This is a genomic window from Thioalkalivibrio sp. ALJ16 (genome assembly GCF_000377345.1).
Taxonomy (GTDB): Bacteria; Pseudomonadota; Gammaproteobacteria; order Ectothiorhodospirales; family Ectothiorhodospiraceae; genus Thioalkalivibrio.
Genome location: NZ_KB898053.1, coordinates 1 through 24,519 on the forward strand (window position 1 = coordinate 1; position 24,519 = coordinate 24,519).

A 24,519-nucleotide genomic window follows, 5' to 3' on the forward strand; every position below is an offset into this window, starting at 1 on the left:
TGGTTCCAGCGCCGTCCGGAACAGACCTGGCAGGCCTGGCGACACTGGGTACAGCAGGCACAGGAGAGTGGCATCCAGGCCCTGCAGCGCTTCGCGCGGTTGCTGGAGCCCTATCTGCCCGGCATCGTCTCGCGCTGCCGGCATCGGCTGAATACCAGCGTTGTCGAAGGCATCAACAACACCATCAAAGTCATCAAGCGTCGCGCCTACGGCTACCGCGACCAGGACTACTTCTTCCTCAAAATCCGCGCCGCCTTCCCCGGTAATGCTCGATGAACCTTTTTTATGCGTGACGTCTGATCGTCGGCACCCGTCCCGGTTCACTCCATGGAGCGGCGCCGCGCCTCGCGCTGATAGTGCAGCAGAGCGATATTGGTCTGACGCTCCAGCCACTGGTCCGACCCTGCGACCTCGAATCCCGCGTACTCGTAGCCGTCGCGGGCGCTGCGGCGCCGGTTGGCCAGACGCAGGTCGCCGGACAGCCGTTCACGCACTTCCGGCAGCAGCAGATTGGAAAAGGCCAGGAAGGTCCCGATCTCGAGGCTGTCCAGGGTCGAGGTGGGCAGCTCGATACACATGCCGCGGACGGACAGGTCTGTGAGTTCGCCGATGACGGGCTCCGACCAGCCCTTGGTGTTCAGTTCGACCTTGGGGCGCTGGGCCATCGGGATATGCACGCGAAAGGTTTCGCGCCTTTGCAGGTAGTACAACGATTCCGGATAGGGACAGACGTAGAGTGCGCCCTGCTGTTCCTGCTCGATTCGCGTGACGGTGGTTGAGAAGCGCACGGCGACCCCCCGCAGGGCCGCGAACACGCGCAGGCCGCTCCCGGTGTGCACAAGGCCGTGGGCCCGGGGCGGCGTCAGTTCGTCGAGGAATACTTCCCTGGCCGTGGGATCCAGGCGGACGAGTGCGGATCCGAACAGGGGGCCGTCTTCATCCAGGCGCACGCTGATCAGGGTGAGCTTGTGGTCCAGGTCCTTGAGGATGCCGGCAATGCGGTCGGGGTTGTCGACCGTGTATTCGGTTTCGTCCATGCGTCCGTGGCGTTAGTCGAGTGTGAGGACGCAAGGTACTGGGGCGGGGCCCGGAAAGCCAGCCGCCCGCGGCACAAAATGCATCAGGCATGGGTGATCGGACGCCCGCCCCGGCTGTTGGGGCGCGTGCGGCCGTAGGGATCGTAGGTGGCGGCAGGGCCGACGTCCTCGCCCCGAAGGATCTGCATCGACAGTTCCACACGGCGGCGGTCACGCTCGATCAGGCGCGCATTGCCCTGATTCAGGGTGTTGCAGCGTTCGATGGACTGGCGCAGGGCCTGCCAGTGGTCGTCGAGGACGGCACTGTCGTCGAGACGCGAGAGCAGACGTGCCATGCCAGCGGGCGTGAACGCCTCGTTCTCGGACTCGGCGATCTGCTGCTGCTGGCGGGTCTCGCCCTCGAGCGCCTGCAAAAGGGCCTGCTTGCTGTTGACGACGGCCTGCAGGGCCTCGGGCTCGCGCGCCTCGACCGCGCGGGTCTCCTGGAGCAGGGCATCCTCAAGCTGGTGGGCCAGGCGGATGGAGGCCTCCAGGGAGTGTTGCAGGCGTTGGCGCGTATCGGCATTCATCGGTTTAGCGCAGCATCCGTTCCAGGTCGATCATGCGATCGGCCAGCTGTTTGTTGTCGATCGGGTAGTTGCCGTTCGCGATGGCCTCGCGCAGCTCGGCCACGCGCGCGGCATCAAACGGTGCGCTGGCGTTGTTGCCGGCGGCGTTCATGGCCTGGGCGGCGCCGGTGAGGGTGACGGAGTCGTCGCCCGCGACCGGGGCATTGCCCGTGCCCTGTGGCTGGCTGGAGGCCCGCTCCGTCTGCTCGCGGCCCTTGACCGCGGAGCTCTGGCTGTCCGGGCGCAGGTTGTTCGAATTGAGGCCCTTGATATCCATTGTGCCGTCCTGTCGTTGTAACTGTGCTGCAAGTGTTAACGGCCACGGGAACTGAAACTGTAGCCCCGATGAAGTCCGCGATGGAACCGGCGTCACACTGTGAATGTTCAGAGCGCCACGCGGATGTGTCCCGAGGCCTGGATTTCGCCTTCGACCACGCGCCCGGACGAAGTGTTCTTCACCCGGATTCGGTCGCCGAGGGTGCCGTTCTCCAGTGCCTCGCCCTGCATGCGAATCGCGATGGAGCCGTTTTCCGCCAGAATCGTGACGCGCTGGCCGCGACTGACGACCTCGCGCTGGGTCACATGCTGGGTGCCGATGATCTGGCCGGAACGGATGTTGCGGCGGGTCTGCTGGCCCACCAGCGCGGATTTGTCTTCATGATAGCTGCCGGCGTGGCGTGATGTCTCGATGCGCTGAAAGCGCAGATCGCCCGCGGTCAGGATGTGCTGGCGCGGCAGGCTGCGGTTGGCGACCAGGACATGGGCGTAGCGCTCCACCGTGGCCGGTACGTACAGCTGCCAAGTCACCGGGCCGGCGCACTGGAGGTGAACGGCCGTATTGCCTTCGCGGCGCCCGCCGGGCGGGAAGCGGGCGTTAAGGCCGTCACTGCAGTAGGCCAGGCGCAGGCGGTTGTCGAGCTGGCCGATCTCGATATTGATGTCCTCGGCGGTGTCGGAGTCCAGTTCCTCGATCAGGAAACGTTCGGCGGCCTGACGGATATCGGCCACCGGGTGAATCTGGGCGTGGGCTGGCGCGGCCAGCAACAGCAGTGCGCAAAGCCCGAGGGCCGCCAGGGGCGCAGTCGCCAGTTGGTCGAGACTTGCTGCGTTCATGTCCGGTCCTGTCCGCCCGTAGCGGAGGTGCTGCGGCCTGGTGTCGGTGGAGATGAGGGGATTTGGCCCAGCCCATCGTCCACCCGTCTGCTCAATTACATGCAGATGTCATGCCATAAAGTGCGGATGACACGGATTCAAGACCACGGGAGGATGGCCGTTATCCGGATGAGGCGGCGGTGAGCCGCCCGGTACGGGCTTCGCAATGACAGGCAGGGCGTGCGCGGTGCACACTGGACCTTTGAGGTTGGCCTGCGCCGTTGGTACCGCGGGACAAGGAGAGCGGCAGGATGAGTCAATTCATTGACGATGTGAATCAGCGCACGCAGCTGGTAGGCCAGAACCGGATGGAGCTGCTGCTGTTCCACCTCGGCGGGTCGCAGACCTTCGGGATTAATGTATTCAAGGTTCGCGAGGTGATCCCGTCTCCGCCACTGCGGCAGATCCCGGGCTCCATGAGCGTAGTGCGCGGGGTGGCGACCTTGCGCGGCGGTACGGTACCGATCATCGATCTGGCGCGGGCGATGGGGCTGCGTGGTGGGGCGGGCGCGGGTGACAGCGATGCCCAGAAGGTGGTGGTGACCGAATTCAATCGTTCGGTACAGGGTTTCTGGGTGTCTGCGGTGGACCGTATCGTCAACGTGAACTGGCAGGACGTGAAGTCGCCCCCGCGGGGTACCGGGAGGGAGTCGTTCCTGGTCGCAGTTACGGAAATCGACAACAAGCTGGTGGAGATCATCGACGTCGAGCGCGTGCTCTCGATCGTCAACCCGCTGCCCACGGAGGTGTCGGCGTCGCTCCGCGAGGATGCGGTGACGGATAATGCACGCAAGGTGGTCATCGTCGATGATTCGATGGTGGCCCGCAAGCAGATCGAGAGCGCCATCAAGGGGCTGGGTTTCGAGTATCTGGTCTTCAAGGATGGTCAGGAGGCCCTCGAGTTTCTCGAGCAGACAGCGGCTGAAGGGCCGGTTCGGGATGTCATTGAGCTGGTGATCTCCGATATCGAGATGCCGCGCATGGATGGTTACACCCTGACTGCGCGCATCCGGGACAATCCGGCACTGAAAGACCTGAAGATACTGCTGCATTCCTCGCTGAGCGGGGAGTTCAACACGGACATGGTCCGGCGCGCCGGTGCCGATGCATTCCTGTCGAAATTCAATCCCGACGAACTGGCCGCGGCGGTGCTCGACCAGACCGGGCGCGAGAATCAGAAGCCCGAATGAGGGCGCGGCCAGCGGCAGTGGATTGCCACCGGGTGCCGGTCGGACGGCGGCCAATGGCCGTTTTGCTCCATCGCCGGAGGGTCGGTGGGCCAGGCCGTGTCGCACCTCGCCGGACCTCGTATACTGGCGGCATCGCCACCTCGCCCAGGCCTGTCAAGGATTCGTCATCAGGATGCTAACCACGTTGGACTTCGCTCAGGGATGAACTGGTGATTGATTCCCGCGACTACGAGGAGTTCTCCCGCTTCCTGCAGGACTGCTGCGGCTTGGTGCTGGGCGACAGTCGGCAGTATCTGGTGTCCAGCCGACTGTCGCGCTTGCTGGACGAGTTCGACTTCAAGAGTGTTCCGGAACTGCTGCGGGCGATGCGCCAGTCGCCCGATCCGCGGCTGCGCACGCGCGTGATTGATGCGATGACCACCAATGAGACCTCGTGGTTTCGCGATGGCTTTCCGTTCGAGATCCTGCGTCAGGTACTGCTGCCCGAGCTCTCCGCCCGCGGCGGCAGTCTCAAGGTCTGGTCGGCGGCCTGCTCCAGCGGCCAGGAGGCCTACAGTATCTCCATGGTGGTTTCCGAGTGGGAGGAGTCGCGCCCGCCGCGAAAGGTGCCGGTGTCCATCCTCGGTACCGATCTGTCCGAGAAGGTGCTGGAGGAGGCGCGTCGCGGCGTCTATGACGGGCTGAGTATCGTGCGCGGCCTGAGCGAGGCGCGCCGGGCGCGCTTCTTCGAGACGGTGGCGGACGGGCACCGGGTCGTCCCCGAAGTGCAGCGGCGCTGTCGTTTTCAGAAACTCAACCTGATCGACAGCTACGCCGCGTTGGGTAAATTCGACCTGGTGTTCTGTCGCAATGTGCTGATCTATTTCTCCGGCGAGACCAAGCGCCAGGTTCTTGACGGTATCGCGCGACAGATGAACCCTGGTGGTTATCTGTTTCTTGGCGCTTCAGAGACGGCGGGGCCCTACACCAAGTCCTTCGAGACGGTCCGTACCGAATACGGGTCGGTCCTGCGCGTCAAAACCTGAACGTGCCAAGCGGTGTCGCAATGACACCGTAACGGGCAGTACAAGCGGGCTCCCGCGGAGCCCGGCATGCACCCGGCCGGGCCCCTCGCAGCCCGGAACGTTCCCTCCCTCTGGTCGAATGGCATAACCCTTGCTTGAGTTCCCCCGCAAGGGAGCGCAGTGGTTGCGCCCCGTGTTTGCAGCAGGGGACCGCCAGGGGCGGCCGGGACGGTAGCGATGAGTCTTTCTCTGGACAAGGCGATGGGGATTCTTCCGCAGTCGATCAACGTGCGCGCCCAGCGCATGGAACTGCTGGCGTCCAATATCGCCAATGCCGATACCCCGAACTACAAGGCGCGCGACATCGATTTCCGCTCGGTGCTCGAAACCGCGGCCGGGGGCGGCAACACCTTGCCCATGGCCCGCAGCCAGGCGGCGCACATCGACCCCGGCGCCGGGGCCATGAGTGGACAGGTCGAGGCGCTGTACCGGGTGCCGTCACAGGCATCCCTGGATGGCAACACAGTCGATCCTCAAATGGAACGGGCCGCGTTTGCCGAGAACGCGGTGCAGTACCAGAGCAGCCTTGAGTTCCTCAATCGCCGGGTGTCCGGCATCCGCGAGGCCCTGCGGGGCGATCGCTAACGCGGAACGGATCAGGAGATTGATGTCGTGAGTAACCTTTTCAGTCTGTTCAACACCTCTGCCTCCGCACTATCGGCGCAGTCGGTGCGCCTGAATACCGTCGCCTCGAACCTGGCCAACGCGAACACCGCTGCGAGCAGCCCCGACGAGGCCTACCGCGCGAAGCAGGTGCTGTTTCAGAGCGTGATGGATCAGGCGCGTCCCAACGGTTCGGCTACCTCGGTTCGCGTGGCCGGGGTGACCGAGTCGCAGGCCGCGCCGCATGCCCACTATGAGCCGCATCACCCGCAGGCCAACGAGGAGGGCTATATCTTCCGGCCCGCGATCAGTGTGGTGGAGGAAATGGCCAACATGATGTCCGCCTCGCGCAACTACGAGGCCAACGTGGAGGTGATGGAAACCTCGCGTCAGCTGCTCCAGCGCACCCTGCAGATCGGACAGGGCTAGGGGGCGGGTCGATGACGACGCACCCACGGGCCGGACGGCACGCGCGCTATCAGACCGCTGGCGCCGGGGCGCCCGTATGCCAGAGCAAGCCACAGCGGTCACGGGAGTGCCACAACGCATTCGAACGGGTGCCTAGCGCCTTCATTTTCCACAGGAGCCAGCCATGACACAGATCTCCCCCGAACTGCTGGACCGCCTGGGCCTGTCGCGGCCGGACAAGAAGCCCGAGGGCGCGATGGACCGCCTTGGGCAGTCCGATTTCCTGAAGCTGATGACGACGCAGTTGCAGAACCAGGACCCGATGGAGCCGATGGACAACGGGGATTTCCTGGGCCAGATGGCGCAGTTCTCGACCGTGACCGGCATCGAACAGCTGTCGAAATCGTTCGAAAAGCTGGCGCAGTCGCTGGGTCAGAACCAGACGCTGCAGGCGGCTTCGCTGGTCGGCAAGGATGTCCTGGTGCCGGTGGAGTTCGGTGAACTGCGTCCGGACGGACTCGTGAACGGCGCCGTCGACCTCCAGCGCTCCACGGAGGAGCTGCAGATCGATGTGTACAGCCCCAATGGCGAACGCATCCGCCGCATGAATCTGGGCGCCGCCGGTCGCGGTCTTCAGGAGTTCACCTGGAACGGTCTGCGCGACGACGGGACCTTCGCCCCCCCGGGCGTCTACGAATTCAAGGCCACGGCCCGCTCCGGGACCCAGTCCGAGGCCGTGGACACCTTCCTGGATGCCCGCGTGGAGAGCGTCGCGGTTGGCAGTGACGCCGGGCTGGCACTGACCGTGCAGGGCCTTGGCGAGATCAGCTTTTCGGATGTACGGCGCATCGGCGGCTGACGGCCGGCGGCGAACGAACCCTAACGGAGGAAACACCCCATGCCCTTCAATATCGGATTGAGCGGACTCAACGCGGCCCAGGCCGACCTGCAGACGACCGGCAACAACGTCTCCAACTCGGGGACCACCGGTTTCAAGCGCTCGCGTGCGGAATTCGGCGACGTGTTCGCGCAGAGCTTCGGCGGCATCAGCCAGACCGCGATTGGTTCCGGGACCCGGCTGCAGGCCGTGACCCAGCAGTTCTCGCAGGGCCGTACCGAGTTCACCGAAAACGGTCTCGACCTCGCGATCAACGGCCAGGGCTTCTTTGTCCTCAACGATCAGGGAAGCACGGTGTACACGCGTGCTGGCGAATTTCAGGTCAATCGCGACGGTTTTCTGGTGAACAACCAGGGCCAGCAGCTGCAGGGCTACCCGCCGCAGGACCCGAACACGGCGGACCCGAATTTCAATACCGGGCAGCTGGAGGATATCCGTCTGCAGACGGGTGCGGCACCGCCCAATGCGACGACCTCGGTGGAGGCATTGCTGAACCTGCGTTCCGATGCCGAAGAACCGCCGGTTGCGCCCTTCGATCTCACCGACCCCGATACCTACAACTTTTCCACATCGCTGACGGTGTACGACTCGCTGGGTACCTCGCGTGATGCAAGCATCTACTTCGTCAAGGGGGCGGATGACCTGGAATGGACGGCCCACGTGGGCGTGGATGGGCAGGCATACGAGTCCTTTGACCTGACCTTCGACGGCAGTGGTTCGCTGGTCACGGTCGCCCCGGACCCGGCAGAAGTGACGGTGCCCAGTGCGGATCTGGGTAACGGGGCGCTGGATCTAGTCTTCGAGATGGATTTTGGCGGCACCACCCAGTATGGCGGTGACTTTGCGGTCAACGATCTGAATCAGGACGGTTTCGCATCCGGGCGCCTGACGGGCGTGGACATTGACGACTCGGGTGTGGTCTTCGCCCGGTTCACCAATGGGCAGTCGACCGTGCTCGGTCAGGTCGCGATGGCCAACTTCACCAACCCGCAGGGGCTGGAGCAGCTGGGCAACAACAACTGGGCCGAGACCTTTGCCGCGGGCGAGCCGGTCTTTGCCGCGCCCGGCACCGGGAACCTCGGCACCATCCAGGCCGGTGCGCTGGAGGCCTCGAATGTGGATATCGCTCAGGAGCTGGTGAACCTGATCACCGCGCAGCGCAACTTCCAGGCGAATGCGCAGACGATCTCCACTGCTGATCAGGTCACCCAGACCATCATCAACATCCGCTAGGCGCGGGACAGGGCACGCAGGAGGGCCTGAGCATGGATCGATTTCTGTACATCGCGATGTCCGGTGCGAAGGAGACGATGCACGCACAGGCCATCAACAACCACAATCTGGCCAATGCCAATACCGACGGCTTCCGTCAGGCCCTGGCCACCGCGGATACGGTGCCAGTACGTGGCCCGGGCTATGCCTCGCGGGACTACACCCAGGTGGGCAACGAGGCGGTGGATTTCAGCAAGGGCAAGATGCAGAGCACCGGCCGCGACCTGGACATCGCCATCGAGGGCGAGGGGTTCATCGCGGTGCAGGGGCCGGAAGGGGAGGAGGGCTATACCCGGGCCGGCTCGCTGCATGTGGATGCCTTTGGCCTGTTGCGTACGGCGCAGGGGCACCAGGTCCTGGGCGATGGCGGGCCGATTGCGATCCCGCCGGCGGAGCAGATCGAGATCGGCACCGACGGGACGATCAGCGTGCGGCCGCTGGGTGTGGGCCCCGAGGCCCTGGCAGCCGTGGAACGGATCCGTCTGGTCAATCCCGATACGGACGACCTGCAGCGCGGTGATGACGGCCTGTTCCGGCTTGCCGATGGCGGCGAGGCCCCGGCGGATGCCGAGGTGCGGGTGGTCTCCGGGATGCTGGAGGGCAGCAACGTGAACACCATCGAGGCGCTGACACGGATGATCGAGCTGTCCCGCCACTTCGAGATGCAGGTGAAGATGATGGACAGCGCCAACACGCTGGAACAGAGCAGTAACCGCTTGCTGGGTCTCGGGTAATTCCCCGGGGCTCGGGCGGCACTTGAGAGCAAACAGGAGAACACCATGAACCAGGCACTGTGGATCGCCAAGACCGGCCTCGACGCGCAGCACACGCGCATGTCGACGGTCTCGAACAACCTGGCCAACGTGAATACCACGGGCTTCAAGAAGGACCGGGCGGTATTCGAGGATCTGATCTATCAGACCGTGCGCCAGCCCGGCGCCCAGGCCACCCAGGATCAGCAGCTGCCGTCGGGCCTGCAGATCGGTACCGGCGTGCGCGCCGTCTCCACCGAGAAGATGTTCCAGCAGGGCAACCTGCAGCAGACGGACAACTCGCTGGATATTGCCATCGAGGGTCGCGGGTTCTTCCAGATCCTGCTGCCCGACGGCAACGTCGGCTACACCCGCGACGGCAGCTTCCAGCTGAACTCGGACGGCCAGGTGGTGATGTCCAACGGCTATCCGCTGCAGCCGGGTCTGTTCGTCCCGGAGGACACCCAGTCCCTCGCCATCGGCAAGGATGGCACGGTGACGGCGCAGATCCCGGGCCAGGCGGCGCCGGTGGAGCTGGGCAACATCCAGCTGGCGGACTTCGTGAACCCGGCGGGCCTGCAGGCGGTGGGCGAGAACCTGTTCCGCGAGACTGCGGCCTCGGGTGTCGCGCAGCAGTCGCTGCCGGGGCTGAATGGCACCGGCACCGTGGTGCAGGGCTCGCTGGAGACCTCGAACGTGAACATCGCCGAGGAGCTGGTGAACATGATCGAGACCCAGCGCGCCTACGAGGTCAACTCCAAGGCGATCTCCGCGGCCGACCAGTCGCTGCAGTTCGTCAACCAGACCATCGGGTGACGCGATGAACCGCCCCGGACTCCTGCTCCGCCCCGCGCTCGCCGCTGCCGCGGCTCTGCTGCTGTCGGCCTGCGCGGCCACCCAGCCCACCCAGCCGGGCGACAACCCCGACTACCACCCGGTGATGCCGGCGCAGCCGGTCCCGCAGTCCCAGAACAACGGCGGCATCTACCAGGCGGCCCATTCGCAGGGCCTGTTCGAGGACTACAAGGCGCGCAACGTCGGCGACATCCTGACCGTGATCCTGGCCGAGAGCACTCAGGCGCAGAAGTCGGCTTCCACCTCCACCTCAAAGGATTCCGATCTGGAGCTGGGCAATCTCACCGCCTTCGGGCGCGATGCCACTTTCAACGGGCGCCCGATGTTCGGGGCCAGCAATTCCAGCTCGCGCAGTTTCGGGGGCTCCGGGGATTCCTCCCAGAGCAACCAGCTGGACGGCGAGATCACCGTGACCGTGGCCGAGGTGCTGCCGAACGGGAACCTGGTGATCCAGGGCGAGAAGTGGCTCGGCATCAACCAGGGCGAGGAGTACGTGCGCTTTCGCGGCATCGTGCGCCCGGTGGACGTGACCACCAACAACACCGTGCTCTCGACTCAGGTCGCGAACGCACGGGTGTACTACGGCGGTTCCGGCGTGCTGGCGGACAGCAACACCCCCGGCTGGATCACCCGCTTCTTCAACAGCCCGATCTGGCCGTTCTGAGCGCGCCCCGAGGCGAGGTATCCCATGAATAACGCACGAAAGAAGCAAGACGGAAAGGCATCGACCCACGACGGGCGCTGGCTGTTGTGGCTCCTGCTGCCCGTCCTGCTCGTGGCCGGGTTCGGCAGTGCGGGGGTATCCGCGCAGACCGCCATCCAGCAGCAGGCCGCGCTGCAGGAGCGCAGCTACATGGAGCGGGTCAAGGACGTGGCCAGTGTCTCCGGGGTGCGCGATAACCAGCTGATCGGGTATGGCCTGGTGGTCGGGCTGGATGGAACCGGCGACCAGACCACCCAGACGCCGTTCACGGTGCAGAGCCTGAACAACATGCTCGGACAGCTGGGACTGACCCCGGATGCGGGGAACCCGCAGCTGCGCAATGTCGCGGCGGTCATGGTGACGGCCGAACTGCCGCCCTTCGCCAAGGCCGGGCAGCGGATCGATGTCACCGTGTCCTCCATGGGCAACGCCACCAGCCTGCGGGGCGGCACGCTGCTGATGACGCCGCTGAAGGGGGCCGACGGCCAGACCTACAGCATCGCCCAGGGCAACCTCGTTGTGGGGGGCTTTGGTGCCGAAGGGACCGACGGCTCGCGGATCACCGTGAACGTACCGAGCGTCGGACGCATCCCCAACGGCGCGACCGTGGAGCGCGAAGTCCCCACGGCATTCGCCCAGGGCGACCACGTGACCCTGAACCTGAACCGCCCCGACTTCACTACGGCCAACCGCCTGGTGCAGACGGTCAACGACACCTTCGGGCAGGGCGTGGCGCATGCGCTGGACGGATCTTCGGTCCGGGTGCGCGCGCCGTCCAATCCGGATCACCGCGTCGGCTTTGTCGCCGAACTCGAAAACCTTCCGATCGAACGCGGGGCGCCGCCGGCGCGGGTCATCGTGAATTCGCGCACCGGTACCGTGGTGATCGGGTCCAGCGTGCAGGTCACCCCTGCGGCGGTGTCGCACGGCAGCCTAACGGTGACCATCAGCGAGGCCCCCCGGGTGGTGCAGCCCGCGCCCTTCGGCGAAGGCGAGACGATGGTCCAGCCGGATACCGATATCGCCATCGAGGAGGGTGACAACACCATGTTCCTGTTCGACCCGGGCACCTCCCTGGACGAGATTGTCCGCGCCGTGAACAACGTCGGTGCCGCCCCGGGTGACCTGGTGGCGATCCTCGAGGCCCTGCGCGAGGCGGGTGCCCTGCGGGCGGAGCTGGTGGTGATCTGATGATCGGCCCGGCCATCGATACCCAGATGCAGGCGCGCGCGGCCATGGCCTCCGATCCTGCGGGACTGCAGGATCTCGCCCGCGGGGCGCGTTCGGGGGATCAAAAGGCCCTGGAGGCCGTGGCGCGCGAATTCGAGGCGATGCTGATCGGGCAGATGCTCAAGCAGATGCGCGACGCTTCGCTGGGTGACGGCCTGTTCGACAACGAGCAGACCAATATGTACCTCGAAATGCAGGATCAGGAGGTCGCGCGGGTGATGAGCCAGGGCGAGGGGATCGGCCTGCGGGATGCTCTGATGCGCCAGCTTTCCGCGCAGCAGCCGGCCGATCCCGAGGCACTGAACGACCCCGACCGGCAGGCCGCACTCGAGCTTCCGCGGCGGCGTTCGGAGCTGGACACCCTGCGTGCTCTGCAGGGCGATGCCGAACCGCAGCTGCAGCCGGTCGGGCCGCAGCGACCCGAGCCCATCACTGAACCGTCCAGTCGTTCGGGTGCGGTGCAGCAGGCCCCGATCGCCTGGCCGCCGCAGGGCCCTGCCGAGTTCGTGCGGACCCTGGAGCCCCTGGCGCGCGATGCCGCCGCGGAGCTTGGTGTCGAGCCGGGCATTCTGCTGGCGCAAAGTGCGCTGGAGACGGGCTGGGGGCGCCACGTGCCCTCGCGTGTCGACGGCCAGCCGAGCTTCAATCTGTTCGGGATCAAGGCGGACAGTCGCTGGGACGGGGATCATGTCTCCGTGGGCACGCTGGAGTTTCGCGACGGCGTCGCGCAGCGTGAACAGGCACGTTTTCGTGCCTACGCCGATCCGTCCGAGTCGTTCGCCGACTACGTCGATTTCATTCGCAGCAACCCGCGCTACCACCGGGCGCTGCAGGCGGGCGACGACAGCCAGTACATCCGCGAGCTGCAGGCGGCGGGCTACGCGACGGACCCGGCCTATGCCGACAAGGTCCTGCGGGTGCGCGACCAGCTCGCCGCGCATCAGGGCAGTGGATCGACTCAAGTTGCGGCCGATGCGGCCGTTACCCGTAGCGAGGGGTAGGGCATGAACCAGACGCGGCACAAACGAATTCCTGAAAAGGCCTGCCACCGGGAGGTTTGCGCATGAGTGCGTCCGGGATCGGCACCTCCGCGCTGCTGGCGTTTCAGCGCGCGATCGGCACTACCAGCAACAACATCGCGAACTCCGCGACCGAAGGCTACAGTCGCCAGCGCACCGAGCTGTCCAATCTGACACCGCAGTTCCTCGGAGGCAGCTTCCAGGGGCAGGGCGTGCAGGTGGACACGATTCGCCGCATCTCCGACGACTTCGTGAACACGCAGTTGCGGAACTCGATCTCGGACCAGTCGAACGCGGAGCTGCGGGCCTCACTGGCCGGCCGCATCGACGATCTGCTGGGCAGCTCCAGCTCCGGCCTTACCCCGGTGCTGCAGGACTTCTTCGATGCCGGCCAGGACCTGGCGAACGATCCCACCTCCAGCGCCGCACGCACCGTGTTCCTGACCGAGGCCGAATCCCTGGCCGAGCGCTTCAGTTCCATCGACAAGCGGATCGAGGAGCAGCGCGACATCATCAACGGCCAGATTCGCACCAACGTCGAGGAGATCAACTCGCTGACCAGCGCGATCGCGGGGCTCAATCGCGAAATCGTCGCGAAATCCACACAGGGGGCCCCGAACGACCTCCTGGACCAGCGCGACCGCGTGCTCAACCAGCTGGCCGAGAAGGTCAATGTGCGCATCACCGAACAGGATGATGGTGCGGTCAACGTGTTTGTGGGTAACGGCCAGTCGCTGGTGCTGGGTGGCAACAATCGCGAACTGGTGGCGCAGTCGCTGACCGGGGATCCGCGCGCCCCGGATATCGGGCTGGCCACGAGTGGGAACCCGGTGAACATCTCCCGCTTCATCCAGGGTGGCGAACTGGGCGCGCTGCTGGAGACACGAACGGGGATCATCGACGAGGCCCAGAACACGCTCGGCCGGCTCGCCATCAGTATCGGCGCGGAGTTCAATCAGCAGAACAACCTGGGCCTGGACCAGAACGACGCGCTGGGTGCGGACATCTTCGATATCGGTGCGCCGGCGGTGCGTGCATTCCCGGGCAATTCCCTCAGTGCCAACCCCGCGGTCAGCTTCGGCGATACCCGTGACCTGACCACGTCGGATTACCGCCTGAGCTTCGACGGTACCGATTATCAGCTGACGCGACTGTCGGATGGCGAGACGACGACCCTGACCGTCGATGGCGATGGCATCGCGGAACCGGTCGACGGCCTGATCATCGATGTGGACGGGCTGGCCGGGGCCGTGGATGGCGATCAGTGGCTGATCCAGCCGACCCGTAATGGCGCGCGCGATCTCTCGGTGGAGATGACCGATCCTGCCGGTATCGCGGCGGCCGCGGCCGTCCGCGCCGATCGGGGTGAGGACAACACGGGTACCGCATCGATTGCATCGGTACGGGCGGTCGATGCCGATGCTCCTGATTTGCTCGCCGATGCGGTGGTGACCTTCGATGGCGCGACGCAGGAATTCCAGGTCGGCGGGGAATCGTTCGCGCTGGGCGCGGACGGGGTGACCACGGTCAGTTTCAACGGCTGGGAGATGGAGATCCGCGGCACGCCCGCGGGTGGCGATACCTTCGAGGTGAGCAGCAATGAGGGCTTCCCGGGGGATAACCGCAACATGCTGGCCATGAACGACCTTGCGGACGAGCGTCTGGTGGGGGGGGATCGAACCTTCGGCGACGGCTACAACAGCCTGCTGGCGCAGGTCGGTACGCGGACGCGGCAGGCCCAGGTCGCGCAGCAGTCCGCCGATGCCCAACTGGAACAGGCTCGGGCCCAGCGCGAGGCGGTATCCGGCGTCAACCTGGACGAAGAGGCGGCGGATCTGATCCGTTACCAGCAGGCCTACCAGGCCGCGGCCCAGGTCATCTCGGTCAGCAATTCGCTGTTCGATTCACTGCTCGGCGCCTTCCGCCGCTAGCCCGGAGACACGGCCATGCGCATCTCGACCACCCAGATCTTCCAGACCGGAATCGACCAGATTCAGCGCGGCCAGATGGATCTCAACCGGACCTCGCTGCAGATGGGTCGCGGCGAGCGCATCCTGTCGCCCTCGGATGACCCCAGCGGGGCCACCCAGGTCAACCAGTTCGAGCGGATCATCCAGGCCACCAAGCAGTACCAGCGCAATATCGACAATACCCAGCCGCGTCTGCAGCAGGAGGAGTCGGCCCTGCAAGGCGGGACGGATCTGCTGCAGCGGGCGCGCGAACTGGTCGTGGCCGGCAACAACGACAGCCAGACCAACGAGACCCGGCGCTATATCGCCGGCGAGCTGCGCCAGCTGCGCGACGGACTGTTCGATATTGCCAATACCAAGGATCCGAACGGCGAATACCTGTTCGCCGGCACCCGTTCCCTGCAGCAGCCCTTCCAGCAGGATGGCGCGGGTTCGGTGCGCTACGAGGGGGCCTCCGGGACGGGCAGTGTGCGCGAGGTGGCCATCTCGGCCAATCGCAAGCTGCCGGTGGGTGATACCGGGGCCCGGGTGTTCATGGATATCCCGGAGAACGATGGCCGCGTCGGGGCCGAGGTGACCAACCGTGCGCCGGGCAGCCGTCTGGTGATCGAGCAGACCGGGGTCAACGACTCGGCGGCGCTGACCGACCAGACCTATACCATCTCCTTCGAGGACCTGGGCGGCGGCGAGCTCGGCTATGTGATCGAGGACGAAGGGGGTGCCACGGTCGCCTCGGGACCCTACGTACCGGGTGAGGCGATCACCTTCGACGGGCGTGCGATCACGCTCAGTGGCACGCCCGAGATCGGCGACGAGGTACAGTCGCGCCCGGCGCAGAACAAGAGTGTGTTCGAGACGCTGGATGCGATCATCGCAGCCCTGGAAGAGGGCGGTGCGACCGGTTCAAGCCGGGCCAACCTGGCCACGGCCAGCAATACCGCCTTCGCCGATCTGGATGCCGTGCTGGGCAACTTCAACGACATCCGTGCCGAGGTCGGCGCGCGCCTGAAGGCCTTCGACCAGCAGAAGGATGTGAACGAGGACCGCCTGGTGGATCTGAACAGCGCCGTGTCCGAGATCCGTGATCTCGACTATGCCGAGGCGATCAGCCGCTTCAATCAGCAGCAGGTGGCCCTGCAGGCCGCCCAGCAGACCTATACCCAGGTCAACCGCCTGTCCCTGTTCGACTTCCTCTGAGCCGGGTCCGGCTGGGCGCTCACGGGTACGGCCTTTGTGCGACCATGACGCCTTTGTGATCTGCGAGAGTCCGGCATGGCAAAGAACAACGAACCCTCCGCGCCCATCCAGTACCGTTCCACCGGGCGTCCCCCGCGGTACCTGATTGTCCTGCTGATCCTGGCGGCGTTATGGGCCGGGTTTTGGGGCGTGGTGCACCTGCAGTCGGGTGAGCCCGAGGCGGTCACGCTGGATGTGCAGGAGCAGGCCGAGCTGGAGGCCAAGCTGCGGGCGCTGGGCCCGCGCGACGCGGCCCCGCGCCCGGATGCCGATGCAATCGATCCGATCATTGATCTCGATGCCGAGGCCGAGCCGCTGGTCCCCGAGCTGTACGAGGAGCGCGCCGAGGCGCGCATGGTGCGGTTCAGCGAACGCGAGCTGAATGCCCTGATCGCGCAGGACCCGGACCTCGCCGGGCGGGTGGCGATCCGCCTGACCCCGGGGCAGGTCAGTACCCGGGTTCGCATCGACGTGCCCGCGGACATCCCGCTGCTGGGCGGGCGCGTGCTGAATGTACGTTCCGGCGTGCGCTTCGAGACCGAAGACGATCGGGTACATGCGCGTCTGGTGGGCGTCAGCGTCGCCGGGATCCCCCTGCCGGATGCCTGGCTGGGCGGGCTGAAGGACGAGGACCTGCTGGCGCTGGAGCCCTTTCAGCAGCTGCGGGCCGGCATCGAGTCGATCGAGGTCCGCGACGGCGAACTGGCGCTGCAGCTCGCACGCTGAACGCTGTGCCCGGGTGTGTGTGTTGCGGCCGCTCGGGGCTGACCTGGCCGCGACGCGTGCATTGACCCGTCTGGCCCTACTCTGAATCGACCCGCAGGGTCTCGGCGCCGAGTGCGCGCAGGCGACCGCGCAGGCTGAGGCTCAGGGTGGAGTGTCCGGCCTCCAGCGCGGGCTGGCTTGCGGACTCGTCCATTGCGCGCATGGCCATGATGGGCTGCGGTCCGCTGTAGCGGTCATCCGGAAGCTCTACTTCCAGCGTCTGCAGATGCGTGGCACCCAGGGAGTGCGCGAGCACGCGTGCCTGATCCTTCAGGTCCGCCATGGCCTCCTCGATCATGGCGGCGCGGTGTTCCCGGCGCGCCTCGGTACTAAGGGAAAAACGGATCTGGCTGACGGTCAGGTCCTGTTGCTGCAGGGTGCCAACAAGTTCGCCGAGGCGGTCGAAGTCGCCACTGGTCAGCTCGAGGCTCTGTTGTACCTGCCATGCGCTGATACGGCTGCGGTCATCGCTGGCGTGGATCGCGCGTGTGGAGTACCCGATGGTGCGCGCCTCGATGGTCTCCAGCTTGGTGACGCGTTCCAGCGCGGCCTCCATGCTGCGGTTGACGCTTGCGGCCGCCGCCGCGGCCTCCGGGGCACGGGCTTCAGTCTGCATCAGCACGGTCATGCGGTCGTTGTCGACCTGGCGTTCGCTGTTGCCGGTCAGGGTCAGGGTGGTGCTGCCGTCGCTTGCCATCGCAGCTGCGGGTAGCACCAGGAACAGGAACCCCAGTACTGCAATCCAGCGGGAGCGGGCGGGGGTGGAGGACAGGGTCTGGCGGCGCATGATCGAAAATCTCCAGGGGTCGGGTGACAGGCCTTGGCGGTGTTGTGGTCGAGGTCTGCGGACCGTTGCATCAACAAGAATATAGTGGCCCGCTACAGCTTGCGCGCCAGGCGTACGCCGGCGAAGACGTGGCGTTTTTCCGGGGTGAAAAAGTTGCGCATGGCGGGCCGCTTGAGGAGCGGGTCGCTCCAGGTGCTGCCGCCGCGCAGGACATAGTGCTGGTTATCAAACCACGGCTTGGAATATTCCTCGTAGGGGTAGGGACGGAACCCCGGATAGGGATGAAAGGTGTTCCCGCACCATTCCCATGCCTGCCCGGCGCCGCGCAGATGGCCGCCCCGGCGGGCCTGTTCCCATTCGTGTTCGTGCGGCAGGCGCGCCCCGCGCCAGCGGGCGTAGGCGCTGGCCTCGAACCAGGAAATCCCGACCACGGGGGCGTGTGGATCCAGGGGACGGGTGCCGTCAGGCAGGGTCTGTACGCGGGTCCCGTCCGGCAGCGAGTGCCATCCAAGAGGAGCCGCGACGCCGGTTTTCTGCAGCCAGGTCGCCCCTCCCGTATCCCAGTGGGGGCCGGGCCGGTAACCCCCGGCCTCGATGAACGCCAGCATCTCGGCGTTGGTGACCGGCCGGGCGCAAACGGCATGGGGTTCGAGACGGACACGGTGTGCTGCGCGTTCGTTGTCGAAGGCCGTGATGGCCTCGCTGCCAACCACGGCCTCGCCTCCGGGGTGTTCGATCCACTCTTCCGGGCTGTACGTGCATGGATCCGGCGTATGTGTATCCAGCGTCGCAGGCCGCCGCAGACGCGCGAACCAGCGCACCTGTTCGAGACTTTCCAGGTGCATCGCATGATGCTGGGCGAGGAAGCCGGTCAGGTAGTCCTGCGCAAGCAGTGGGTGGCTGCGCACACCCGGGGCGTCGCGCAGCAAGTCCAGGTGGCGGGTCTGGCACGCCCGGCCCCAGTCGAGCAGCTCTTCCGGTGGCGGGAGCCGACCGCCGCGGCGCCACTTGGGGCTCAACTCGGGAATGTAAAGGTCGTGCCAGTCCCGCCGCGCAAGGGGGCTGCGCCCCAGGACGCGTTCGTGCAGCCACACGGCCTCGATGAAGTGGCAGTGGGCGTAATGCCATGCCATGGGACTCAGGTCCGGGTGGTACTGATTGCGCCACTGATGTTTCGGGGTGTCCTCCATGGCCGCGTTCAGGCGGTCGTGCTGGACGGAAAGGCACTCCATGAGGTCTGGTTCAGACGCGTTTGACAGCGGATGGATGGCGTTCATATCCGGTGGAGCGCGTTACAAGGCCAGGAGTTCCGGCGGTTCATCCGGATCAAGGATCAGCAGGTGCCCCGGCGGGATCGGGCGCCACTGTTCGCGGTCGGTCAGCGGTTCCGATGCCACGACCGCGCTGCCCTCGGGGAACGTCTCGTCATCGGTGGTGTAGTAGAGGCTGGGGCAGGGCGCATTGATCGCGTGGCGACTGGCGATGATGCGACGCCCGTCGGACAGGAGCACGTTCAGCAGTGCGGTGTCCTCTCGAAGCCAGGTCTCGAGGGTCGAAAAGGCCTCGCCCAGGGCGCCCTCCAGCGTGGCGTTCTCGTCATCCGCCAGGTATTGCCGGATCAGGGCAAAAAGGTGTTCCGAGTCGGTGGTGCCCTCGATCGTCGACTCCATCTCGTGGCTGAGGATGTTCTGGATCTGGCGCCGGACGTCGGGCCGGAACCGACTGATCAGGCCGTTGTGGCTGTACAGCAGACCGTCCCGGGCGAAGGGCTGGGCATTGACCGTGTCACCGCCGAAGCCGGGAGTCGCGCTGCGGATGGCCGCAATCCACAGCGGCTGGGTCATGTCGCTGGCCAGGTCCTCCAGGTTCGGGTCCTGCCAGAGCGGGTCGGCGCGGCGATAGTGGCGCGCCGTTCCCGTCGCGCCGAACCAGCCGAAGCCAAAGCCGTCGGCATTGACGCGTGCGTACACCAGTTCCCTGGGCGCGATGGCCTGTTCAATCAGGTTGTGGGGCGGGTCCAGGATCAGGCTGCGCAGCGCGATCGGAGGACCCAGATAAGCGAGGTGTCGGCACATTGATCCGGGCTTCCCTGGGGGCAGTTGGGGCGTCAGAAGTTTCGTGCTAGCGTGCCGCAAACCCTCCAGATACGGAAGCCCGTATGTCAGCCAACGCTCGCGCTGTACCCGTTGCCTCCCGTTACAGCCGCCGCGTGGTGGAAGAGCGCGATCCCCACGCCGAACTGCTGGCCGATTTCCGCGCCGGAATGCTCGAGCCGCCACGCTCGCTGCCACCCAAGTATTTCTACGATGCGCGCGGCTCGCAGCTGTTCGATGCCATTTGCGACACGCCGGAATACTACCCCACCCGCCTGGAGGCCGAGCTGCTGGAGCGCCATGCCGATGCGATCCTGGAGGCCTCCGGTGCCCGCACGCTGTTTGAGTTGGGCAGCGGCACCTCGCGCAAGACCGAATATCTGCTGGCGGCCCTCGAGCGCCGCGTGCCTGCGCCTCGTTATGTCGCGAACGATGTGTGTGGCGAGATCCTGGACGAGGCCGGGGCGCGCCTCCTGCGCCGCTTTGGCGCATTACAGGTGGACAGCCTGTGTGGCGACTACGCCGCGGCCCTGGGGCACCTGGACGAGAGCCCGGCAGCTGCATCCGACGGTCCGCGACTGTTCTGTTTTCTCGGCAGCAGTCTGGGCAACTTCGAGGATGACGAGGCGGGCGCCCTGCTGACCCGGATCCGCGCGGCCATGAACCCGGAAGACCGGCTGCTGCTGGGCCTTGATCGCGTCAAGCCGCGCCCGGTGCTGGAGGCGGCCTACAACGATGCGGCCGGTGTCACGGCTGCGTTCAATCTGAACCTGCTATCGGTACTGAACAGCGAGCTGGGGGCCGACTTCGATCCCGAAGGTTTCGACCATCACGCGCCCTTTGTCGAGGAACACTCGCGTATCGAGATGCATCTGGTATCGCGCCGTGATCAGCAGGTCCAGGTGACCGAGCTGGAGGCGCGTCTGGAGATTGCGGCGGGGGAGATCATCCGTACCGAGATCTCGCGCAAGTTCAGCCGCGAGGCGGTGGACCGGCTGCTGGCGCTTGCGGGGTTCGAACAGGAGACCGAGTGGTCCGCGGCGGAGGACTGGTATTCCCTGTTCCTGTTGCGACCGCTGGCGGGTTGATGACATGCAGGAACCGCGGCTGGTGCTGGTACGGCACGCGCAGGCGGGAAACCCCGGTGACTGGGATGGTCCGGACCGCGATCGCCCCCTGACCGCGAAGGGCCAGGTCAGCGCGGTGCGCATGGCGCAGGCGCTGGGTGCCCTGCTGCCGGCATCCGTGGAACTGCTCAGCAGCCCGTATCTGCGCGCCCGGCAGACCGCGATCCCGCTGGCACAGGCGCTGGATGTCCCGGTCCGTCACAAGAAATGGCTGGCGCCGGGACAGCCTGCTGGGCTGGAGGTCGAGGCCCTGACACGCAGACTGCCGGAAAATGGCGGGCTGGTGCTGGTCGGCCACGAGCCTGACCTGTCGCTGCTGGCCGGCTGTCTGCTGGGGGTGCCCGGCGGGCGGGGCCCGGTACGCATGGGCAAGGGCGATGCCTGCGGACTGGCGGGTTCGCTGCCCGGGCCAATGACGCTTGTGTGGCATCTGCCCCGCAAGATACTGGAACGCCTGAGTGAACGGGAGGCGCGCTAGAGATGCAGGATGCAGAGCAGAGCGAGACCGTCGCCGCCGTTGACCTTGGGTCCAACAGCTTTCACATGATCGTGGCGCGGCGTCAGGACGGAGAGGTCCTGAAGGTCGACCGGCTCAAGGAGATGGTGCGGCTCGCCAGCGGCCTCGACGAGCAGGGACAGCTGGATCCGGAGGTCGGCCAGCGTGCTTTGGACTGCCTGGATCGTTTTGGCCAACGGCTGCGCCAACTGCCGCGTGGCCATGTGCGGGTGGTTGGAACCAACACGCTGCGCCAGATGCACGACAGCCGGGCCTTTCTGCGGTCGGCAGAACAGGCGCTCGGGCATCCGGTAGAGATCATCGCCGGGCGCGAGGAGGCACGCCTGATCTACCTTGGCGTGGCCCACACGCTGGCGGATGACAGTGGCCGGCGCCTGGTGATGGATATCGGCGGCGGGAGCACCGAGTTCATTATCGGGGAACGCTTCGAGCCGGTCCTGGCCGAGAGCCTGGAGATGGGGTGCGTGACCTTTACCCGGCGCTTCTTCGCCGACGGCAAGCTGAATCGCAAGGCCTTCGATGCCGCCCGGCTGCGGGCGGAGCAGGAGCTGCAGCCGATTGCCAGCGCCTACCGGGCGGCGGGCTGGGACCAGGCGCTCGGGGCCTCGGGCACGATCCTTGCGCTGGATCGCATGGTGCAGGAGTCGGGCCTGGACCCGGCGCCGGGTATGGACCGGAAAGCCCTCGAGCGTCTGCGGGACGCACTGATCGAGCAGGGTTCGATCGACGGGCTGGAGTTCCCCGGCCTGGCGGCGGAGCGGGCGCCGGTCATCGCCGGCGGCCTGGCGGTGCTGCTGGGGGCGTTCGAGGCGCTGGGCATCGAGCGCCTGCATCCCTCCGACGGGGCGCTGCGCGAGGGCGTGGTGCATGACCTGCTGGGGCGCTTCCGACACGAGGACGTGCGCGGGCGCACCATTCATCATCTGCGCCGGCGCTTTGCGGTGGACGCGGCCCAGGCCGAACGCGTCCAGGCCACGGTAGCGCGCCTGGTGACCGCGGTACGCGCCGCCTGGGGGCTGGACGAGGACGACGCCGAGCGCCTGGACTGGGCTGCCGAGCTGCACGAGATCGGCCTCGCCCTGGCCCACAGCAAGTACCACAAGCACGGCGAATACATCCTGACGTGGGCCGACCTGCCCGGGTTTTCGCAGCCGGAGCAGGCGGAGCTTGCGCTGCTGGTGCGGCTGCACCGGCGGAGCCTGAAACCCAAACTGCTGGGCGGTGTGCGGGAGGATCGTGCGGGAGCGTTTCGGTATATGGCGGTGCTGTTGCGCCTGGCCGTGCTGCTGCACCGCTCGCGGGCACCCGATCCGGTGCCGCTGGAACGTATCGAGGCGACCGCGGACGGGCTCGCGCTGAGCTTCGCGACGGGATGGCTGGATGCCCATCCCCTCACGCGGGCCGACCTCGACGCCGAGCGCGAGGAATGGGCCCGCCATGCACTGCAGCTCGAGTTCGCCTAAGGGCCGACAGGAACTATCGCTTGGTCTGAGCGCTTGTCGGGGAACTTCTGGCCGGGTGGGGATTCAATCAGCGTCTCCTTAATGATCTAATCACGAGGCTGCCTCTCTGTCTTCAGTCACGTGCGGGAGTGGTACTCCAGATTCACTGACCCGGCGTTGCGCCCCGAGTCCTGCGAGTAAGGGGTAGAGGCGCTACTCGCTGTGGGAGCGTCCTGCCCCGGATCCCCGGGGTGCCAGACCTAAGGAGACGCTGATTTAATCGCGCGTCCGCGCTCGAGTCGCTTTTGCGTGCGAACAAGGCGCGGTGACTGCCGTGCAGTCATTCTGCACAAGGGAGCCGCAACGCCGTGCGCGCGCAAAAGCGGCCGAGCCCCTGCTCTCAATAGGTTGTGGGGTTGGCACCCCAGGTTCCCCGATCCTGCGTTGCGCCGCTTGCGGGTAGAACCACTACCCGCTGCACGACGCGCCTTGTCTCGGAAAACAGGGGGCACCAACGCGGACGCGCGATTAAATCAGCGTCTCCCTAAGCTTGTTCACTAATTGGCGTTTCCCTGGGGCGACACCTGTTGGCCGGGCGTCTCGCCAGTCGTGTCGTAGTCCGACAAACCAAGGCGCCTCAGAAGTTTCTGGCATTCAGCGGAGTCCGCTGCCCCATTGGTCAGCAAAAAGGCAGTGCGCATGATCGGCAGATGGATGTGGCCGCTGCCCAGACCGAAGCCGTGGGCTGCCCCAATCATCTGCTTCAACGGTAGAGAAAGGCGCAGATGCGACTTCAGCGCCACGGCCATTCGAGCGGGCCAGGCCCCCGCGAGCGCGGTATCCAGGGCGGCTGGGTCGAGGGTGCCGCCCTTAAGGACGCAGCGCTGTGCGGTGGCGATGACCGCTAGCTCGCCCAGGCGGTGCATCAATCCGGCGGTAAAGCAAAGGCTGGCGTCCGCCCGCAGGCTGCGACCCAGGGCCGCAGCCTGGTGGGCCATGCGTTCGCTCTGTTCCTGGTAATGCCGGGCGCGGGTCTGGAGGGTGGGGTCCTGAAGTGTGGTGGTGAGATCGAGGGCCATGGCCATTGCCAGATTCAGGGCGGTGGGGATGCCCAGAACCTGCAGGGCGTCGCGTAGCGAGGTGTTGGGGGTGTCGGTTCGCCGCAGTGCACTGCCGTTGGATGCATCGATCAGGCGCGTGACCAGGGACGGAATGTCCTGCCAGGCCTTCTCCAGTTCGGACAGGGAGAGTGTGTCGGCTCGCGCCCTCAGCTCCCGCAGTGCGTCGAGATCGACCGGTGTAGGCAGCCTCAGGGTCCCGGATTCGGCCAGATGCAGGGCTTCCTCCAGGGCGGGAACCGCCGCGCCGTCCCCGCTTTGTTCGGATAGCGGCTCGGTGGTGGTTCCCCCGGCCAGTATCTGTTGCAGGCGGTCGTGCACCAGTTCCGCTTCGAAGGGCTTGGAAATGAAACCCCGTACGCCGTAGCGAGCGGCACGCTGGACGCTGTTACGGTCCGCGTTCGCGGTAATGATGACAATGGGTGTGACGCGGCCGTCGATGGCCGCCCGTCGCAGGAAGTCCAGCCCATTGCCGTCGGGCAGTGACAGGTCCGACAGCACCAGATCGTGGTGCGTCTCGTTGCAGAGCTGCAGCGCCTCGGTGATGGAACTCGCCTGGACAATGTCAGAATCGGGATAAAGGCCACGAACGAGTGTCTCGAGAAGATCCGCCATGAGTTCTTCGTCTTCCAGTATCAGGATCTTCATAGGGGTCCGGATGCTCGTGCCTGCA

At 66.0% G+C, this 24,519-nt stretch carries 26 protein-coding genes; 18 read left to right on the forward strand and 8 right to left on the reverse strand.

The features are described 5' to 3' along the window. The coding region (locus D000_RS0111675) for a transposase (RefSeq protein WP_018873710.1) at window positions 1-276 on the forward strand (276 nt) is incomplete at its 5' end. 44 nt (window positions 277-320) lie between these two features. Here the strand turns inward: D000_RS0111675 and D000_RS0111680 are convergent. The 4 genes from D000_RS0111680 to flgA form a co-directional block, all read right to left on the reverse strand. Further along, the gene (locus D000_RS0111680; protein WP_018873711.1) at window positions 321-1,037 is read right to left on the reverse strand and encodes a flagellar brake protein; all 717 of its coding nucleotides are present in this window, start codon (window positions 1,035-1,037) and stop codon (window positions 321-323) included. An 83-nt stretch (window positions 1,038-1,120) separates the two neighbouring features. After that, window positions 1,121-1,606 carry a flagella synthesis protein FlgN gene (locus D000_RS0111685; protein WP_018873712.1) on the reverse strand — a complete coding sequence of 162 codons (486 nt, stop codon included), beginning with the start codon at window positions 1,604-1,606 and terminating at the stop codon, window positions 1,121-1,123. 4 nt (window positions 1,607-1,610) lie between these two features. Continuing rightward, window positions 1,611-1,922, reverse strand: a complete 312-nt coding sequence (flgM, locus tag D000_RS0111690) for a flagellar biosynthesis anti-sigma factor FlgM (protein ID WP_018873713.1) — start codon at window positions 1,920-1,922, stop codon at window positions 1,611-1,613. 107 nt (window positions 1,923-2,029) lie between these two features. Next, entirely contained in the window at window positions 2,030-2,758 is a 729-nt protein-coding gene (gene flgA / locus D000_RS0111695; protein WP_018873714.1) for a flagellar basal body P-ring formation chaperone FlgA, read from the reverse strand. Window positions 2,759-3,048: 290 nt separating this feature from the next. On the opposite strand from flgA, the gene D000_RS0111700 reads away from it, so the two are divergent. From D000_RS0111700 to D000_RS0111765, 14 genes are all read left to right on the forward strand, one after another. Further along, complete coding sequence (locus D000_RS0111700; protein WP_018873715.1) at window positions 3,049-3,987, forward strand: chemotaxis protein CheV; 939 nt, start codon at window positions 3,049-3,051, stop codon at window positions 3,985-3,987. 209 nt (window positions 3,988-4,196) lie between these two features. Further along, complete coding sequence (locus D000_RS0111705) at window positions 4,197-5,012, forward strand: protein-glutamate O-methyltransferase CheR (RefSeq protein ID WP_018873716.1); 816 nt, start codon at window positions 4,197-4,199, stop codon at window positions 5,010-5,012. Between the two features lie 216 nt (window positions 5,013-5,228). Then, on the forward strand, window positions 5,229-5,636 hold the full coding sequence (flgB, locus tag D000_RS0111710) for a flagellar basal body rod protein FlgB (RefSeq protein ID WP_038047897.1): 408 nt from the start codon (window positions 5,229-5,231) through the stop codon (window positions 5,634-5,636). Window positions 5,637-5,663: 27 nt separating this feature from the next. Then, on the forward strand, window positions 5,664-6,083 hold the full coding sequence (gene flgC, locus D000_RS0111715) for a flagellar basal body rod protein FlgC (protein WP_018873718.1): 420 nt from the start codon (window positions 5,664-5,666) through the stop codon (window positions 6,081-6,083). A 163-nt stretch (window positions 6,084-6,246) separates the two neighbouring features. Then, entirely contained in the window at window positions 6,247-6,921 is a 675-nt protein-coding gene (locus tag D000_RS0111720) for a flagellar hook assembly protein FlgD (protein ID WP_018873719.1), read from the forward strand. A 39-nt stretch (window positions 6,922-6,960) separates the two neighbouring features. Next, window positions 6,961-8,193 (forward strand): flagellar hook protein FlgE, encoded by a 1,233-nt coding sequence (gene flgE / locus D000_RS0111725; protein ID WP_018873720.1) that lies wholly within the window; start codon window positions 6,961-6,963, stop codon window positions 8,191-8,193. Between the two features lie 32 nt (window positions 8,194-8,225). After that, entirely contained in the window at window positions 8,226-8,966 is a 741-nt protein-coding gene (flgF, locus tag D000_RS0111730; RefSeq protein ID WP_018873721.1) for a flagellar basal-body rod protein FlgF, read from the forward strand. Window positions 8,967-9,011: 45 nt separating this feature from the next. After that, a complete protein-coding gene (flgG, locus tag D000_RS0111735) occupies window positions 9,012-9,800 on the forward strand; it encodes a flagellar basal-body rod protein FlgG (protein ID WP_018873722.1) in 789 nt (262 codons plus the stop codon). 4 nt (window positions 9,801-9,804) lie between these two features. Beyond that, window positions 9,805-10,503 (forward strand): flagellar basal body L-ring protein FlgH, encoded by a 699-nt coding sequence (gene flgH / locus D000_RS0111740; protein WP_018873723.1) that lies wholly within the window; start codon window positions 9,805-9,807, stop codon window positions 10,501-10,503. 24 nt (window positions 10,504-10,527) lie between these two features. Beyond that, window positions 10,528-11,733, forward strand: a complete 1,206-nt coding sequence (locus D000_RS0111745; RefSeq protein WP_026279964.1) for a flagellar basal body P-ring protein FlgI — start codon at window positions 10,528-10,530, stop codon at window positions 11,731-11,733. Continuing rightward, window positions 11,733-12,773, forward strand: a complete 1,041-nt coding sequence (gene flgJ, locus D000_RS0111750) for a flagellar assembly peptidoglycan hydrolase FlgJ (RefSeq protein ID WP_018873725.1) — start codon at window positions 11,733-11,735, stop codon at window positions 12,771-12,773. Before D000_RS0111745 ends, flgJ begins: the two co-directional genes overlap by 1 nt. A gap of 62 nt (window positions 12,774-12,835) precedes the next feature. After that, window positions 12,836-14,722: a flagellar hook-associated protein FlgK gene (gene flgK, locus D000_RS0111755; RefSeq protein WP_018873726.1), complete on the forward strand. Its 1,887-nt coding sequence runs from the start codon at window positions 12,836-12,838 to the stop codon at window positions 14,720-14,722. 15 nt (window positions 14,723-14,737) lie between these two features. Beyond that, entirely contained in the window at window positions 14,738-15,958 is a 1,221-nt protein-coding gene (flgL, locus tag D000_RS0111760; RefSeq protein WP_018873727.1) for a flagellar hook-associated protein FlgL, read from the forward strand. A gap of 75 nt (window positions 15,959-16,033) precedes the next feature. Continuing rightward, entirely contained in the window at window positions 16,034-16,723 is a 690-nt protein-coding gene (locus tag D000_RS0111765; protein WP_018873728.1) for a hypothetical protein, read from the forward strand. Window positions 16,724-16,799: 76 nt separating this feature from the next. Here the strand turns inward: D000_RS0111765 and D000_RS0111770 are convergent, their stop codons facing one another. The 3 genes from D000_RS0111770 to egtC all read right to left on the reverse strand — a co-directional run bounded on the left by D000_RS0111770 (window position 16,800) and on the right by egtC (window position 19,624). Continuing rightward, window positions 16,800-17,549 (reverse strand): SIMPL domain-containing protein, encoded by a 750-nt coding sequence (locus D000_RS0111770; protein WP_018873729.1) that lies wholly within the window; start codon window positions 17,547-17,549, stop codon window positions 16,800-16,802. A gap of 92 nt (window positions 17,550-17,641) precedes the next feature. After that, on the reverse strand, window positions 17,642-18,826 hold the full coding sequence (locus D000_RS0111775) for an SUMF1/EgtB/PvdO family nonheme iron enzyme (protein ID WP_018873730.1): 1,185 nt from the start codon (window positions 18,824-18,826) through the stop codon (window positions 17,642-17,644). A gap of 15 nt (window positions 18,827-18,841) precedes the next feature. Continuing rightward, window positions 18,842-19,624 carry an ergothioneine biosynthesis protein EgtC gene (gene egtC / locus D000_RS0111780; RefSeq protein ID WP_018873731.1) on the reverse strand — a complete coding sequence of 261 codons (783 nt, stop codon included), beginning with the start codon at window positions 19,622-19,624 and terminating at the stop codon, window positions 18,842-18,844. 83 nt (window positions 19,625-19,707) lie between these two features. On the opposite strand from egtC, the gene egtD reads away from it, so the two are divergent. From egtD to ppx, 3 genes are read left to right on the forward strand one after another with little or no spacing between them, the layout of a single operon-like run. Further along, window positions 19,708-20,730: an L-histidine N(alpha)-methyltransferase gene (gene egtD / locus D000_RS0111785; RefSeq protein ID WP_018873732.1), complete on the forward strand. Its 1,023-nt coding sequence runs from the start codon at window positions 19,708-19,710 to the stop codon at window positions 20,728-20,730. Between the two features lie 4 nt (window positions 20,731-20,734). Then, a complete protein-coding gene (locus tag D000_RS0111790; protein ID WP_018873733.1) occupies window positions 20,735-21,247 on the forward strand; it encodes a histidine phosphatase family protein in 513 nt (170 codons plus the stop codon). A gap of 2 nt (window positions 21,248-21,249) precedes the next feature. Beyond that, entirely contained in the window at window positions 21,250-22,749 is a 1,500-nt protein-coding gene (ppx, locus tag D000_RS0111795; protein ID WP_018873734.1) for an exopolyphosphatase, read from the forward strand. A gap of 536 nt (window positions 22,750-23,285) precedes the next feature. On the opposite strand, the gene D000_RS0111800 is transcribed toward ppx, so the two are convergent. Next, window positions 23,286-24,494 (reverse strand): response regulator, encoded by a 1,209-nt coding sequence (locus D000_RS0111800; RefSeq protein ID WP_018873735.1) that lies wholly within the window; start codon window positions 24,492-24,494, stop codon window positions 23,286-23,288. Between the last annotated feature and the right edge of the window lie 25 nt (window positions 24,495-24,519).

What these genes read in the sequence shown, in the direction of transcription:
- D000_RS0111680 (WP_018873711.1), bottom strand. Translation starts at nt 1,037, where the DNA reads ATGGACGAAACCGAATACACGGTCGACAACCCCGACCGCATTGCCGGC.
- D000_RS0111685 (WP_018873712.1), bottom strand. Translation starts at nt 1,606, where the DNA reads ATGAATGCCGATACGCGCCAACGCCTGCAACACTCCCTGGAGGCCTCC.
- flgM (WP_018873713.1), bottom strand. Translation starts at nt 1,922, where the DNA reads ATGGATATCAAGGGCCTCAATTCGAACAACCTGCGCCCGGACAGCCAG.
- flgA (WP_018873714.1), bottom strand. Translation starts at nt 2,758, where the DNA reads ATGAACGCAGCAAGTCTCGACCAACTGGCGACTGCGCCCCTGGCGGCC.
- D000_RS0111700 (WP_018873715.1), top strand. Translation starts at nt 3,049, where the DNA reads ATGAGTCAATTCATTGACGATGTGAATCAGCGCACGCAGCTGGTAGGC.
- flgB (WP_038047897.1), top strand. Translation starts at nt 5,229, where the DNA reads ATGAGTCTTTCTCTGGACAAGGCGATGGGGATTCTTCCGCAGTCGATC.
- D000_RS0111720 (WP_018873719.1), top strand. Translation starts at nt 6,247, where the DNA reads ATGACACAGATCTCCCCCGAACTGCTGGACCGCCTGGGCCTGTCGCGG.
- flgE (WP_018873720.1), top strand. Translation starts at nt 6,961, where the DNA reads ATGCCCTTCAATATCGGATTGAGCGGACTCAACGCGGCCCAGGCCGAC.
- flgF (WP_018873721.1), top strand. Translation starts at nt 8,226, where the DNA reads ATGGATCGATTTCTGTACATCGCGATGTCCGGTGCGAAGGAGACGATG.
- flgG (WP_018873722.1), top strand. Translation starts at nt 9,012, where the DNA reads ATGAACCAGGCACTGTGGATCGCCAAGACCGGCCTCGACGCGCAGCAC.
- flgH (WP_018873723.1), top strand. Translation starts at nt 9,805, where the DNA reads ATGAACCGCCCCGGACTCCTGCTCCGCCCCGCGCTCGCCGCTGCCGCG.
- D000_RS0111745 (WP_026279964.1), top strand. Translation starts at nt 10,528, where the DNA reads ATGAATAACGCACGAAAGAAGCAAGACGGAAAGGCATCGACCCACGAC.
- flgJ (WP_018873725.1), top strand. Translation starts at nt 11,733, where the DNA reads ATGATCGGCCCGGCCATCGATACCCAGATGCAGGCGCGCGCGGCCATG.
- flgK (WP_018873726.1), top strand. Translation starts at nt 12,836, where the DNA reads ATGAGTGCGTCCGGGATCGGCACCTCCGCGCTGCTGGCGTTTCAGCGC.
- flgL (WP_018873727.1), top strand. Translation starts at nt 14,738, where the DNA reads ATGCGCATCTCGACCACCCAGATCTTCCAGACCGGAATCGACCAGATT.
- D000_RS0111765 (WP_018873728.1), top strand. Translation starts at nt 16,034, where the DNA reads ATGGCAAAGAACAACGAACCCTCCGCGCCCATCCAGTACCGTTCCACC.
- D000_RS0111770 (WP_018873729.1), bottom strand. Translation starts at nt 17,549, where the DNA reads ATGCGCCGCCAGACCCTGTCCTCCACCCCCGCCCGCTCCCGCTGGATT.
- D000_RS0111775 (WP_018873730.1), bottom strand. Translation starts at nt 18,826, where the DNA reads ATGAACGCCATCCATCCGCTGTCAAACGCGTCTGAACCAGACCTCATG.
- egtC (WP_018873731.1), bottom strand. Translation starts at nt 19,624, where the DNA reads ATGTGCCGACACCTCGCTTATCTGGGTCCTCCGATCGCGCTGCGCAGC.
- egtD (WP_018873732.1), top strand. Translation starts at nt 19,708, where the DNA reads ATGTCAGCCAACGCTCGCGCTGTACCCGTTGCCTCCCGTTACAGCCGC.
- D000_RS0111790 (WP_018873733.1), top strand. Translation starts at nt 20,735, where the DNA reads ATGCAGGAACCGCGGCTGGTGCTGGTACGGCACGCGCAGGCGGGAAAC.
- ppx (WP_018873734.1), top strand. Translation starts at nt 21,250, where the DNA reads ATGCAGGATGCAGAGCAGAGCGAGACCGTCGCCGCCGTTGACCTTGGG.
- D000_RS0111800 (WP_018873735.1), bottom strand. Translation starts at nt 24,494, where the DNA reads ATGAAGATCCTGATACTGGAAGACGAAGAACTCATGGCGGATCTTCTC.